Origin of the sequence: Clostridium sp. BSD9I1, assembly GCF_900185645.1 — a bacterium.
GTDB lineage: Bacteria > Bacillota > Clostridia > Clostridiales > Clostridiaceae > Clostridium_AK.
In genome coordinates this window covers 1-12,908 of the sequence record NZ_FYAM01000006.1, presented here as the reverse complement: position 1 = coordinate 12,908, position 12,908 = coordinate 1, and the positions used below count along the sequence as shown (strand labels likewise).

General features: G+C 30.1%; 15 protein-coding genes, 1 tRNA gene and 2 rRNA genes. 3 read left to right on the top strand and 15 right to left on the bottom strand.

Annotated features, from left to right (window positions below):
* The first annotated feature begins 137 nt into the window (after positions 1-137).
* Positions 138-818: a ferritin-like domain-containing protein gene (locus BSD9I1_RS03070; RefSeq protein ID WP_242966414.1), complete on the top strand. Its 681-nt coding sequence runs from the start codon at positions 138-140 to the stop codon at positions 816-818.
* Positions 819-949: 131 nt separating this feature from the next.
* Here BSD9I1_RS03070 and argH read toward each other — a convergent pair whose 3' ends face one another.
* The 7 genes from argH to BSD9I1_RS03035 all read right to left on the bottom strand — a co-directional run bounded on the left by argH (position 950) and on the right by BSD9I1_RS03035 (position 7,736).
* Positions 950-2,269 carry an argininosuccinate lyase gene (argH, locus tag BSD9I1_RS03065; RefSeq protein ID WP_186429085.1) on the bottom strand — a complete coding sequence of 440 codons (1,320 nt, stop codon included), beginning with the start codon at positions 2,267-2,269 and terminating at the stop codon, positions 950-952.
* 164 nt (positions 2,270-2,433) lie between these two features.
* Positions 2,434-3,636: an argininosuccinate synthase gene (locus tag BSD9I1_RS03060; protein WP_035309646.1), complete on the bottom strand. Its 1,203-nt coding sequence runs from the start codon at positions 3,634-3,636 to the stop codon at positions 2,434-2,436.
* Positions 3,637-3,721: 85 nt separating this feature from the next.
* Entirely contained in the window at positions 3,722-4,453 is a 732-nt protein-coding gene (locus tag BSD9I1_RS03055) for an amino acid ABC transporter ATP-binding protein (RefSeq protein WP_035309644.1), read from the bottom strand.
* A 15-nt stretch (positions 4,454-4,468) separates the two neighbouring features.
* Positions 4,469-5,116 carry an amino acid ABC transporter permease gene (locus BSD9I1_RS03050; RefSeq protein WP_035309642.1) on the bottom strand — a complete coding sequence of 216 codons (648 nt, stop codon included), beginning with the start codon at positions 5,114-5,116 and terminating at the stop codon, positions 4,469-4,471.
* 28 nt (positions 5,117-5,144) lie between these two features.
* Positions 5,145-5,942 (bottom strand): ABC transporter substrate-binding protein, encoded by a 798-nt coding sequence (locus tag BSD9I1_RS03045; protein WP_186429084.1) that lies wholly within the window; start codon positions 5,940-5,942, stop codon positions 5,145-5,147.
* A gap of 180 nt (positions 5,943-6,122) precedes the next feature.
* Positions 6,123-6,944 (bottom strand): ABC transporter substrate-binding protein, encoded by an 822-nt coding sequence (locus BSD9I1_RS03040; protein ID WP_035309638.1) that lies wholly within the window; start codon positions 6,942-6,944, stop codon positions 6,123-6,125.
* Between the two features lie 345 nt (positions 6,945-7,289).
* Positions 7,290-7,736 carry a hypothetical protein gene (locus BSD9I1_RS03035; RefSeq protein WP_186429083.1) on the bottom strand — a complete coding sequence of 149 codons (447 nt, stop codon included), beginning with the start codon at positions 7,734-7,736 and terminating at the stop codon, positions 7,290-7,292.
* A gap of 70 nt (positions 7,737-7,806) precedes the next feature.
* Between BSD9I1_RS03035 and BSD9I1_RS03030 the strand changes: the two genes are divergently transcribed.
* Complete coding sequence (locus BSD9I1_RS03030; RefSeq protein WP_186429082.1) at positions 7,807-8,121, top strand: hypothetical protein; 315 nt, start codon at positions 7,807-7,809, stop codon at positions 8,119-8,121.
* On the opposite strand, the gene BSD9I1_RS03025 is transcribed toward BSD9I1_RS03030, so the two are convergent.
* Positions 8,114-8,842 carry a 1-acyl-sn-glycerol-3-phosphate acyltransferase gene (locus BSD9I1_RS03025; protein WP_186429081.1) on the bottom strand — a complete coding sequence of 243 codons (729 nt, stop codon included), beginning with the start codon at positions 8,840-8,842 and terminating at the stop codon, positions 8,114-8,116. The genes BSD9I1_RS03030 and BSD9I1_RS03025 overlap by 8 nt on opposite strands.
* 181 nt (positions 8,843-9,023) lie before the next feature.
* On the opposite strand from BSD9I1_RS03025, the gene BSD9I1_RS03020 reads away from it, so the two are divergent.
* Complete coding sequence (locus BSD9I1_RS03020) at positions 9,024-9,878, top strand: ComEC/Rec2 family competence protein (protein ID WP_186429080.1); 855 nt, start codon at positions 9,024-9,026, stop codon at positions 9,876-9,878.
* Here the strand turns inward: BSD9I1_RS03020 and BSD9I1_RS03015 are convergent.
* The 7 genes from BSD9I1_RS03015 to BSD9I1_RS02985 form a co-directional block, all read right to left on the bottom strand.
* A complete protein-coding gene (locus BSD9I1_RS03015; RefSeq protein WP_186429079.1) occupies positions 9,875-10,378 on the bottom strand; it encodes a hypothetical protein in 504 nt (167 codons plus the stop codon). The genes BSD9I1_RS03020 and BSD9I1_RS03015 overlap by 4 nt on opposite strands.
* Positions 10,375-10,689 carry a hypothetical protein gene (locus BSD9I1_RS03010; RefSeq protein ID WP_186429078.1) on the bottom strand — a complete coding sequence of 105 codons (315 nt, stop codon included), beginning with the start codon at positions 10,687-10,689 and terminating at the stop codon, positions 10,375-10,377. Before BSD9I1_RS03010 ends, BSD9I1_RS03015 begins: the two co-directional genes overlap by 4 nt.
* A complete protein-coding gene (locus BSD9I1_RS03005; RefSeq protein ID WP_186429077.1) occupies positions 10,682-11,212 on the bottom strand; it encodes an RNA polymerase sigma factor in 531 nt (176 codons plus the stop codon). Before BSD9I1_RS03005 ends, BSD9I1_RS03010 begins: the two co-directional genes overlap by 8 nt.
* Before the next feature lies 1 nt (position 11,213).
* Positions 11,214-12,290: a DUF4097 family beta strand repeat-containing protein gene (locus tag BSD9I1_RS03000; RefSeq protein WP_186429076.1), complete on the bottom strand. Its 1,077-nt coding sequence runs from the start codon at positions 12,288-12,290 to the stop codon at positions 11,214-11,216.
* 183 nt (positions 12,291-12,473) lie between these two features.
* Positions 12,474-12,548, bottom strand: a tRNA-Asn gene (locus tag BSD9I1_RS02995).
* Between the two features lie 8 nt (positions 12,549-12,556).
* Positions 12,557-12,673: ribosomal RNA gene (rrf, locus tag BSD9I1_RS02990) — 5S ribosomal RNA — on the bottom strand.
* Positions 12,674-12,781: 108 nt separating this feature from the next.
* Positions 12,782-12,908 (bottom strand): 23S ribosomal RNA (locus tag BSD9I1_RS02985); the annotation flags it as partial.

The following is a 12,908-nucleotide window of genomic DNA, read 5'->3' as shown; positions in this document are numbered from 1 at the left end:
TACTTTTGAGTGCTTGTGATCTATTTATAACCTCTTAAAATTTTCCTCCTTATTTCCATAGGTTGGTACAGTTTTTTGACTAATGCATAAAATAATATTGTAGTTAATTTATTTAGGAGGAAACCATTTTGTACGATATGGATTCTAAGAAAAAACCTGCATTAGATAATCCTGCACTTCAAAGATGTTTAGAAATTATAAAGGAATCTGTACAAGGAGAGAAAAATGATGAGTTATTTTACAATTATCTTATAAGTACAGCTCCCACAGATGAGGAAAAGATGATAATTACAAGTATACGAAATGATGAAATTAAACATAATAAAATGTTTAGGGCAATTTATAAATACTTTACTAATAAGGATATAACAGCTTCTGAAGATGAAACCTTTCAAAGACCTGCATCCTATATAGATGGTATTAGAGTTGCTTTATTTGGAGAATTAAGTGCCGTAGAAAGATATAGAGATATTAAAAAATGTCTTCCACTTGGAACCTTTAGAGATATGCTATTTGAAATAATTACTGATGAAATAAAACATGCCATAAAATATAATTATATTTTTACGTTAAATAAAGAATGTGTTTGCGAGCCTACATCTGTGTCTCCTGCTGTTGAAACACAACCTGCACCACAAACAAAGACTCAAACTAAAACTAAACCTGCAGAAACTGCCCCTGTCGCCGAAGCTCCTACGCAGGAAGCTCAAAATGACACCATGGGTAAGGCCGGAAAGATTATTACTCCTATAGATATGGGAGTATCACCTGAAACTACAGAAGTTCAGCCTGTAGATTTAAAAGGTGCAAAAGGGTAGAATTTAAAAAGAATCGCTAATCCCGATTACTAATTAACTTTAATAGTTTAACAATAGCAATCCGGGATTAGCGATTAATTAACTTCTCAATATTATCATACATGAAAGTTTATTTAACGACATTATTACAGCTATTTTATTATTTCCATTTTAGTTCCTCTTTTTAATGTATTTTCATAATCTATGAAATCATAAACATCTTCTATAAAGAGTTCGCTAAATCCTTTAAGTTGATCAAGAGTTAGCTCTTCTATAGCCCTATTTTCTTTTTCACAGTAAAGAACTATTTCACCTATTACTTTATGAGCATCTCTAAATGCCATTCCCTTACCTACTAAGTAATCTGCTGCTTCTGTAGCATTTAAGAACCCAGCTTTAACAGCCTTTATGGTATTTTCTTTCTTAACTTTTAAACTTCCAAGCATTCCATCCATTACTTTTACGCACGCAAGTACAGTATCTAATGCATCAAAAAATCCTTCTTTATCTTCTTGCATATCTTTATTATAAGCAAGAGGAATTCCTTTCATTGTAGTTAAAATTCTAACTAAGCTTCCGTATACTCTTCCAGTTTTACCTCTTATAAGTTCTGCTGCATCAGGATTTTTCTTTTGAGGCATGATAGAACTTCCTGTGGAAAATTCATCACTAATTTGTATAAAGTTAAATTCTTTACTGCTCCAAAGTATAAGTTCTTCACTTAATCTACTTAAATGCATCATTATTATAGAAAAAGCACCGGTAAGTTCTACTACAAAATCCCTGTCACTTACTCCATCCATAAAGTTATCAACTGGTTTACTAAATCCTAATTCCTTTGCAGTAAATTCTCTATCTGTGCTATAGGTTGTTCCTGCTAATGCACAGCATCCAAGTGGGCTTTCGTTCATTATTTCTATTGCATTTTCTATTCTTTTCTTATCCCTTGAAAGCATTTGGTAATATGTCATTATGTGATATTTAAATGTTACTACTTGGGCTCTTTGAAGATGAGTATATCCAGGCATTATAACTTCATTTTCCTGACCCACTCTTAAAATAGTTTGTTGAAGAGATTCTATATACTTTATTACTTCCTTACTCTTTTTTATGCTATAAAGTCTTAAATCTACCGCTACCTGGTCATTTCTACTTCTTGCTGTATGAAGCTTTTTCCCAAATTCTCCTATGCGCTTTGTTAAATTCATTTCTACAAAGCTATGTATATCTTCATAGTCGCCTTCTATTATAAGCTTACCTTCTTCAATATCTGCAAGTATTGAAGAAAGCCCCTCTATAATTTTATCTCTTTCTTCTTCCGTCAATATATCACACTTAGCAAGCATTTTTACATGTGCTATACTTCCTGTTATATCCTCTTTATATAATCTTTTATCAAAACTTAGTGAGCTATTAAAGTCCTCCATAAGTTTACTTTCTTCCGTTTCAAATCTTCCGCCCCAAAGCTTCATATTTTTACTCCCTTCATCTTTTACAGTAATTTTTATAGAATAAAGGAAGCTTGCAATGCAAACTTCCTAATTTTATACATACTAATACATTTCAGTCTATAGTGGCTAAAAGCATTTTTACCATTCCCTAGCAATTAGTGACTAATGACTATTATCAACGCTTATTACTTGTTACTGTTCTTAAGTGCTTTTATTCTATATGGTAATCCAAATAATCTTATAAATCCACCTGCATCTTTGTGGCTGTATAAATCGCTAGCCCCAAAGGAAGATATATTCATATCATATAATGCATAAGGAGAAGTTACTCCAGCATTTGTTACATTACCCTTGTAAAGTTTTAATTTTACATCTCCTGTAACATGTTCCTGAGTAGTATCTACAAAAGCATCTAAAGATTCTTTTAATGTAGTAAACCATAATCCATTATAAACAAGTTCTGCATACTTTTGAGAAACTAATTGCTTATAGTGATATGTTTCTTTATCTAAAGTAAGTCTTTCAAGTTCCTTATGTGCCTTGTAAAGTATAGTTCCAGCGGGAGTTTCGTATATACCTCTTGATTTCATTCCTACAAGTCTATTTTCTAAAATATCTACTACCCCTACTCCGTTTTCTCCACCAATCTTGTTTAACATAGTCACAATTTCTACAGGAGATACAGTTTCTCCATTTACTTTCACAGGTATACCTTTTTCAAAAGATATTTCAACATAAGTAGGTTCATCTTTTGCCTTTTCAGCTGGAGTAATCATATCATACATTTCTGACTTATGTTCATTTGCTGGATCTTCTAAATCTCCACCTTCATGACTTGTATGCCATATATTTTTATCTACAGAATATATTTTTGCCTTAGTTACAGGTACTTCTACATTATGAGCTGTAGCATAATCTATAGCATCTTCTCTAGATGCTATATCCCATATTCTCCAAGGTGCTATAATTTCTATGGATGGATCGAAGGATGCAATTGCAACTTCAAATCTAACCTGGTCATTACCTTTACCAGTACATCCATGACATATATATTTAGCACCTTCTTTATGAGCAATTTCTACTAATTTTTTTGCCATTAAAGGTCTTGCAAATGAAGTTCCAAGTAAATAATCATCTTCATATACAGCCCCTGCTTTTAATGCTTTAAACACATAGTCTGAAACAAATTCTTCCTTTGCATCTTCAATATAAGCCTTTATTGCTCCTGTTCTTAAAGCCTTAGCTTCAACGTCTTCCATATTATCATCTTGACCTACGTTTATACATACTGCTATAACTTCTAAGTCATAATTTTCTTGAAGCCATGGAATTATTATTGAAGTATCTAATCCTCCTGAATATGCTAAAACAACTTTTTCCTTATTCATTTAAAAGCCCCCCGATTTATTTATTAATATTTAAAATTCGAAACTTAACAGAATTAATAACTATAAAATTGTTACTTTGCCCCAATTATATTACTTTCTTTAAAAATTCACGTGTTCTATCTTCTGCCGGATTTGTAAACATTTCTTCTGGTGTTCCTTCTTCTACGATTTTTCCACCATCCATAAATATTACTCTATCCGCTACATCCTTTGCAAAGCCCATTTCATGTGTTACAACTACCATAGTCATACCTTCTGACGCAAGTTCTTTCATAACATTTAAAACTTCTCCAACAAGTTCTGGGTCAAGTGCTGATGTAGGTTCATCAAATAGCATTATATCTGGTTCCATAGCAAGTGCTCTTGCTATAGCAACCCTTTGCTTTTGTCCACCTGATAATTTTGATGGATAATAATCCATCTTATCTGCAAGCCCAACCTTTGTTAAAAGTTTTTTGGCTCTTTCTTCTATAACCTTTTTGTCTTCCTTTTTTACTGTAATAGGTGCTTCCATTACATTTTGAATAGCTGTCATATGTGGGAAAAGATTAAAGTTTTGAAAAACCATTCCCATTTTTGTAGTTATTCTTCTTATAAGAGCCTTATCATTTTCTTTTAGCTCTTCGTCTTCAATTATTATTTTACCTTCATTTATTGTTTCCAAGTGATTTAAGCATCTTAAGAAGGTACTTTTCCCTGAACCTGAAGGTCCTATTATAACAAGCACTTCTCCTTTTGATACATTTACACTTAAATTTTCAAATACAGTTAAATCACCAAATCTTTTTGTTACATTTTTAGCTTCAATCATGTACATATAAGAGCCCTCCTATTAATATCTTGATAATTTCTTTTCCCAAACTGAGAATATCCCTGTAAATACAGTAGTTAATCCTAAATATATACATGCTGCAATGAAGAATGGCTCCATTGGTCTAAAGTTTGAAGAATAAATCTGTTGTGCAGATCTCATAAGTTCAACCATTGCTATAGTTGAAACCAAAGAAGTATCCTTAAGCATTGTTATAAATTCATTTCCTACTGGTGGTAATAATACTCTAATAGTCTGAGGTAAAATTACTCTTATCATGGTTTGAGAATAAGTAAATCCTAATGCCTTACATGCTTCAAATTGCCCTTTATCTACTGAAATTATACCACCTCTTATTATTTCTGCCATATATGCACCTGAGTTTAAGCTTAATCCAATTATCGCTGCACTCATCGGCTCTAGCTCAATTCCTACAAATGGTAATCCATAGTAAAAGAAGAACAATTGTAATAGCATTGGAGTTCCTCTTATAATCCATGTATAAAATGAAGCTATGACATTTATAAATGGATTTTTAGTTAGTTTCAATAATGCTACAATTATACCTATTAGTGTACCCAATACTACTGATATAACCGTCAATTCTATAGTTATACCTGTAGCCTTAATAAGTATAGGAAATATCTCCTTTAATAAATTAATTTCCAATGTTTTAGACCCCCTAATAAAATGTTATTTATTTATATATATCTTCTCCAAACCACTTCTCTGATAACTTAGACATTGTTCCATCTGCCTTAAGTTCATTTACAGCCTTTTGAACTGCCTCTTGTAATTCTTTTTCACCCTTTTTAAATGCAATTCCAATTGGCTCTTGATCTAGTACAACAGCTACTTCAAATTTATCTTTTTCTTTTGATAAATAATATCTTCCAACAAACTCATCTACAACTACTGCACTAAGTCTTCCTATTTCAAGATCGTGGAATGGTTGAGTTGCTTTATCATAAGTTTTTATTTCTTTAATCCCCTCAACTTTTTTTGCAGCTTCTTCGCCAGTTGTTCCAAGCTGAGCGCCTACAACCTTACCCTTTAAATCATTAACACTTTTTATATCTGTAGTACCCTTTTTAACTACAATCACCTGACCACCTTTAACATATGGATCTGAAAAGTCAACTTCCTTTGCTCTTTTTTCTGTAATACTTATAGCTGAAATTCCAACATCAAATTTTCCTGCATTAAGTGCCATTGTAAGTCCGCCAAATTCAGTTAAAATGAAATCTGCTTCAACGCCCAATTTCTTTGCTATTTCTTTTGATAAATCAATATCAAATCCAACTAATTCATTTTTACTATCCCTAAACTCTAGTGGTGGATATGTGTCCTCAAGTCCTATTCTAAGTTTTTTCTGTGTCTTTACAGATTCCAATGCATTTGCTGCTTTCTTTTCTTCAGTTTTCCCGCATCCAGCAAATATTGCTCCCGCCACTACCATACTTAAAACTAATGATAATATCTTTCTAGCTTTCATTTTATTCTCTCCTTTTTTATTTTTATTTTATGTACTATTTCTAATATTACAACATATTTAAAACTTTGTTAATATTAATTGTTTAATAAACAGTCATTATTAACAAAGTTTTTTACAGTAGCTATCCCTGTGCATTGGAAACACAGGGATAACTTATATAATTATTATAAAAGGGGTCTGCTAATTTTTATATATATCAAATCCAAACCATTTTTCTGATAACTTAGACATTGTTCCATCTGCCTTTAATTCATCTAATGCCTTTTGTACTGCATCTCTAAGATGAGTATCCTCTTTTCTAAAACCTATTCCTACAGGTTCCTGAGAGAGCTTAGCATCAAGTATAACTAGTTCATCTCCCTTTTTCTTTAAGTAAAAACCGCCTACCTGACCATCTGCAATTACAGCATCTATTCTTCCTACAGTCAAGTCATTAAAAGCCTCTGTTACTCCATCATATTTTTTAAGATCTTTTATACCTTCTATTTTATTTGCTGCCATTTCTCCAGTAGTTCCTAATTGAACTCCTATTGTCTTACCTTTTAAGTCTTCAGCAGTTTTTATGCTAGTATTTCCCTTTTTAACTACTATTCTCTGTCCACCTACTATATACGGCTCTGAGAAGCTTATTTCCTGCTTTCTCGCATCTGTTATAGTCATACAAGAGAGAATCATATCAAACTTTTTAGATTTTAATGAAAGTATTATTCCTTTCCAATCATTTGTTTTAACCTCTACTTGCACTCCTAGCTTCTTTCCTATTTCTTGACCTAAATCAATATCAAAACCAACTAACTTTTGACTTTCATCTCTAAATTCCATTGGTGGATATGTGTCATTAAGTCCCATAGTAAGTACTCCAGCCTTTTGAACTCTTTCTAATGAATTTAAGTTTTCAGTACTCTTTGCCCCTTGAGTACTTTGAGTTTTTTGGCATGCTGCAAGCACACCACCTGCAAGAATGATAGTACATAAAAGACTTATAATTTTCTTAGTTTTCATTGCCCCCAACTCCTTATCTGTATTGCCCTCTTATGATAAAGATTATACATTTATATTTATATTTATGCAATAGCTTTTTTAAAAATTTTTAAATATTTTTTTCATAAAATAATTTATTTATTTACCCCATATTCCTTTATTCCCAGTGAGGACATTTAATTTTACGTTTACAAGCCCTAGATTTAATCTTTTGTATCTTTTTCAAACTTTTCAGATAACTTATGAATATTTATACATGCATGCATAAATAAAAACTCTCTATATAAAATAGTTTCTATAGAGAGTTTAATAATTTTTTATATTAAATTAATCATTAGATATATTTATAACTTTAATGTTAGCCTATTACCTGCTAAAATATAATTTTGCTTTAATTAAATTGCTTTCAATTCTAGTTACTACTATGCTATATGGATGCCCCTCTAAAAAACTTTTTAAAGACTTACTCTTAAAACTTTCTATAGTTTTGATTTCAGTACCATCCTTCAATGTTACAACTAAAAAATCTTCCCTTGTTTTTATATAAAGATTATCCCACTCTTTTACATTATAATTTTTATTTACTATAGAAAATATTAAACCATTTTTTAAGATAACTTCTTTTATTACAAAATACTTTTTATCTAATTCTTTATTTTCCTTTTGAAGCTTATTTATCTCAGTTTCTTTCTTTAATATATCAGCTTTCAAATCATTTATAGACTTTAAATACTTTTCTATATTTTTTTCACTATTTAAAATTGATTTCTCTTTCTTTTTACGTAAATGTTCTATTAATTTGTTCCCATTCATAACTTTCCCCTTGGTATATAATAATTTTTCCTATAAAATATATATATGAACATGAAATGAGGTATTTGTAATGAAAAAAAGATTAGATATATTTATAGACGTTATTTATAATTCTTTTGAAAAAGTTCAATATTTAATAGAAGAATATCTAACAAAAATAGGAAATAAGGTAAATACTTTTAAAAATAAAAGCGAACTAATAAATGCTAGCTACAATTCATTAATTGCAGAAAAACAAACTATGGAAAAAAGTTTATTATCAGAGCTAAATTCCTTAGAGGAAACTGATAATAAACTTATACTACAAATTAAAGAATATAAATTCAAAAATGAAAATCTTAAAAATGATATAGAAGTTCTTCAAGAAATGTTTTTTTCTAAATAGGCTTACTTTTATCTAAGCTTTCTTCAATTATTTCTTTAATTTTTTCTGATAAATTGTTTTGTTCTTCACGTGATAAAGTGCTTGGATCTATAGGCCTGTTTATTATTAAATTTACCTCTGCACTTTTTATTTTATTTTTAGGGTTGCCTTCCATACATTTATAAGTTCCATCTATAGCTATTGGTACGATTGGAACTTCTGCCTTTATTCCAAGTTTCATACTGCCTTTTTTAAATTCCCCTAATGAAGGTCCCTTGCTTCTAGTTCCTTCAGGGAATATAACCATTGAGTATCCGTTTTTCAAGTTTTCTATTCCTTCATTTATAGACTTTATTGACTCCCTTACATTACTTCTATCCATAAATACGCAATGAATTTCCTTCATCCAATCGCTTATGATGGTATGTTTCTCCATCTCCTTTTTTGCGATGAATCCCATAGGCCTTTTTATCCCTGCAAGTATTAATGGAATATCTAAAAGACTTTGATGATTACCTACATATAAACAACTACCTTCCGGTAAGTTTTCTATTCCTTTTATATTTACTTTCATACCTACTTTATCAATTATGAATTTTGCCCAGTTAACAGCATAGTTATATACTAATTCCTCTGCTGCTTTCTCTCCCTTTTCCTTCTTTATTTTTTTAAAACTATTCCTTTTGAATAATAACCTTGCCATGTATACTCCAAATTCAAGATACAGCCATAAATTTTTCATGTAATTTCACTCCTCTGTAAATATTGCAATTATCACATGACTACCCACCTTAGTAGTTCAATATAATTTAAGTTTCACTTTATATTATAACACAAAGTATTATATTTCTTCTATTGGTTATAATCATTAATAATGTGCGGCAATACAAATACTTTAGATCCCATGATAAGGAGTTCTATAAATGAAATCTTACAAAAAATACAATCTAGTTATACTGTTAGTAATTACTTTGCTCTTAACTTCGTGCAGTACAAGTATAAATACCTACAATAATGTTAAAGACAATATACTAAAAGTACACTTTATAGATGTTGGTCAGGGTGATTCTATACTTCTATCCTTTAATAATCATCATATGCTTATAGATTCAGGCACCTTAGAGTCAAGTGATAACTTAATAAGGTATCTTAAAAAAAATAATATAAAGAAATTTGATTATGTATTAGCTACTCATCCTCATGATGATCATATAGGAAGTATGAAATATATTATAAAAGATTTTAAAATAGAAAATTTCTACGCTCCTAAAGCTGTAAGTGAAGAAAGTTCCTTTAAAGACATGGTAAATTACCTGAGGATTAAAAACTTAAAAATAAAAATAGCTAAAAATGGAGTGAATTTTGATTTAGGAAATGAAGTACATTGTGAAATGCTTTCTCCTACAAGAAGTACTTATGATAATTTAAATAATTATTCTGCCGTACTTAAAGTCCGTTATGAAGGTATATCATTTTTATTTATGGGAGACGCAGAACTTGAAAGTGAGTTAGATATTTTAAATGAAAAAACCGATGTGAAATCTACTGTGCTAAAGGTTGGCCACCATGGCAGTAATACTTCCACATCGGAACTATTTTTAAAAGAGGTTTCTCCTAGAATTGCTATAATAAGCTGTGGGAAACACAACATGTTCAATCATCCTTCTAAAGATATATTAAAAAAGCTTATAAACCTTAATGTTAAAATCTATAGAACAGATATAGATGGGACTGTTGTACTTTCTACAAATGGTAAAACTATATCAAAGTTATATTAGTGCTTAAAGTTTTGCTTATTTCCTTTAAAAAGGATATATACTCCAAACAATACTAGTATTATAGGCACTAAGAACTTATTCATAACTGATTTAACATAATAATATACATCAAGTCCTACTAATGTTTTATCAAGTATGGCCATTATACCTATAATTATAAAAAGTATACCTATAACATTCCATAACTTCTTACTACTTGCTTGAAAATTATTAGTCATTGTTCCATTATTGTTTGCAAATTTATCCATTATAAAGCTTGAATCCATAATAATTTCTCCTTGATCAATCCTATTTGCTAAATTAAAAGTATCTATAAATGTATAAAACCAAAATATTATTTTCAATATTCCTGCAATCCCCAGCCCTATTATCCCAAATACTGGTTCAATAAGTAAATATATAGCTAATGCTTCTAGACCCCTCTTCATAAGTCCTAAATACATATATCCTACTCCAGGTATTAGAGCTGACAAGAATGTTAGAAAACTACTCCTTCTCATTTTATATCCTCCCCAAAATTATCTTTTATAAAACTTTCTTTATAGTTAGATTGTATTATATTTGTCTTCAACTTAAGTTGAAGCTGTATATCTAAAATTTCTGACATTATATCCGTGTTGTATATTACAAGCATAAGAATACCTGCAAATATAAAACTTAATCCTGATGATATATTTTTTCTTAAATGAATGCTTGGTGAAGGCTCTGCATAAAGCTTATTTAAAAGTCTTTCTGTATAATCCCTTGAAACTTTTACTTCATTAAAAGAATTCTTTATTATTTCTTCAAAATTCTTTTCCTCATTACTCAAACCCAAATCCTCCTTCTTTTAAATAGGCCTTCAGCCTTTTCTTTGCCCTGTATATCCGTCCTTCTACATTTTTAGGAGATATATCTAAAATATTGCTTACTTCCTTTTGAGTAAGCCCTATAAAATAATAAAGCACTATACAAATCCTTAAGTCTTCTGGAAGATTGGATACTGCTTCTCTTACTGCATTTTTATCATCCTTATCAAATGTATTTTCTATTTCTTTATTTATTTGAAATAGCCCGGTCAAAAATCCTTTTATATTTTTTCTTCTTTTGTAATCTAAACATCTTGATACAGTAATCTTATATATATATGTGGATAATGAAGCTTCTTCTCTAAAGTTTTTTATTCCTTTATATATGCTTATAAAAACTTCTTGAGATATATCTTCTGCTTCTCCATAGTCTTGAGTGTAGCTATAACATAGAGATACTATCTTATTTTTATAAAGTTCAACAACCTCTATAAAGCTTTCTTCATTATTTTCTTTAAGAGCTTTAACAATCTCATCTTCCTTCACTCTACCACTCCTGACTAGTAGATACATTTATAGTCCCTGTATCCACCTTTATATCCACCTTTCCTGTTCCATCGCCTAATGTGGTCACTATACTTGAATTAACTCTTCCTCCACCATTAAGATTTACCTTTCCCTTGTTTAAATTTAAGTTTGCCTGAATATTATGGTCTATAGTTTTTACATTCACTGTTCCTCTTTCAAGTATCACTTTTATATTTTTGCAAAACTTATTTTCTATATTTACTTTACCATTATCCATTTCTATAATACTCTCTTCTACCTTATCTCCATTAATGATTACATTACCATTGTTTCCATTAATCATAGAATACTTTATATTACTACCATTTATATTAAAATTATCTATATCCATCTTTAATAACTTAAGACCTTTAAAATTAAAGATTCCATTATCTCCACTTATATAAAGTTCACTATTTATAAGTTCATCTTCTGTATTTAATTTCATGTTATGATTTTGGAATTTTATATTATACCCATCTGGAATATATATAATGCCACTTACTCCTTTTACATAGCTTTCATTAATATTTATCTTATAGCCATCAGAAACCTTTTGTTCTTTTATATCATAGTTATTTATATTACTTCCATTCTTTATATGAACATATATATCAAGTTTTATTTTATCATCAGTAGACTTTCTTATTTTCAAGTCACTATTATCTGTAATAAATTCTATTTTATTTCCTAACTTATCTAAGGTTTTATCTACCTTAATATTTTTACCGTTTCCTAAATCAAATATATTTTCTGAAATATTAAGGCCATTTTCAAGTATATTAAATTCTTTTCCTATTGGCTTTAATATGTTTACATACAAACTAGCAAATATAAATGCTATAATTAAAGGAATCATTGAGAAGTTAAATCCTATTCTTTCTCCTTCCTTCTTGTTATTAAATAAAAATATTATTTCTAAGCCAAATAATATTATTAAAATTGGCCACCACTTAATCAATTGATCTGCTAAACTTAAATTTACATTTCTGACAAGAAGCCATACTCCAAGAAATATAAAGCCTAGAGCAGAAGTGATAGTTCCTACTCTTTTCATATCTTTACCACCTTTCAAAAATTATCTTCTTATTAATATAGACGTATTATAATATATATATCCCACAAACCTTTTATAAAAAAACATAACTTAAAAATTATTTTTTTAATCATAAAAAAATAAAGACTTCCCATTAAGGAAGTCTTTAATATTTTATGTACTTATTTATTCAAAAAATAAAAATGGCTCCGTGGAGAGGGCTCGAACCTCCAACCCTTCGGTTAACAGCCGAATGCTCTGCCATTGAGCTACCACGGAACAAATTTATCTGGCAACGACCTACTCTCCCACCGGGCCTCCCCGGCAGTACCATTGGCGCTTTGAAGCTTAACCTTCGTGTTCGGAATGGGTACGGGTGTTACCTTCAAGCCATAATCACCAGATGCTCTAGCTCTTAAAATCTTCGATCTTCTAGAGATAGAGTACTCATCAGCTACGCTGAAGAGTTTCATTTGAGAGTTGTTCTCTCAAAATTGCACAGAGTAATAAATTAGATCAAGCCCTCGACCTATTAGTATCAGTCAGCTGAATGCATTACTGCACTTACACCTCTGACCTATCAACCTTGTGTTCTTCAAGGGGTCTTACTAGCTTACGCTATGGGAAATCTCATCTTGA

Coding starts and splice junctions, on each gene's coding strand:
- BSD9I1_RS03025 (WP_186429081.1), bottom strand. CDS start 8,842: ATGAAAAATTTATGGCTGTATCTTGAATTTGGAGTATACATGGCAAGG.
- BSD9I1_RS03045 (WP_186429084.1), bottom strand. CDS start 5,942: ATGAAAGCTAGAAAGATATTATCATTAGTTTTAAGTATGGTAGTGGCG.
- BSD9I1_RS03015 (WP_186429079.1), bottom strand. CDS start 10,378: ATGAGAAGGAGTAGTTTTCTAACATTCTTGTCAGCTCTAATACCTGGA.
- BSD9I1_RS03070 (WP_242966414.1), top strand. CDS start 138: ATGGATTCTAAGAAAAAACCTGCATTAGATAATCCTGCACTTCAAAGA.
- BSD9I1_RS03035 (WP_186429083.1), bottom strand. CDS start 7,736: ATGAATGGGAACAAATTAATAGAACATTTACGTAAAAAGAAAGAGAAA.
- BSD9I1_RS03020 (WP_186429080.1), top strand. CDS start 9,024: ATGAAATCTTACAAAAAATACAATCTAGTTATACTGTTAGTAATTACT.
- argH (WP_186429085.1), bottom strand. CDS start 2,269: ATGAAGCTTTGGGGCGGAAGATTTGAAACGGAAGAAAGTAAACTTATG.
- BSD9I1_RS03060 (WP_035309646.1), bottom strand. CDS start 3,636: ATGAATAAGGAAAAAGTTGTTTTAGCATATTCAGGAGGATTAGATACT.
- BSD9I1_RS03030 (WP_186429082.1), top strand. CDS start 7,807: ATGAAAAAAAGATTAGATATATTTATAGACGTTATTTATAATTCTTTT.
- BSD9I1_RS03040 (WP_035309638.1), bottom strand. CDS start 6,944: ATGAAAACTAAGAAAATTATAAGTCTTTTATGTACTATCATTCTTGCA.
- BSD9I1_RS03055 (WP_035309644.1), bottom strand. CDS start 4,453: ATGTACATGATTGAAGCTAAAAATGTAACAAAAAGATTTGGTGATTTA.
- BSD9I1_RS03000 (WP_186429076.1), bottom strand. CDS start 12,290: ATGAAAAGAGTAGGAACTATCACTTCTGCTCTAGGCTTTATATTTCTT.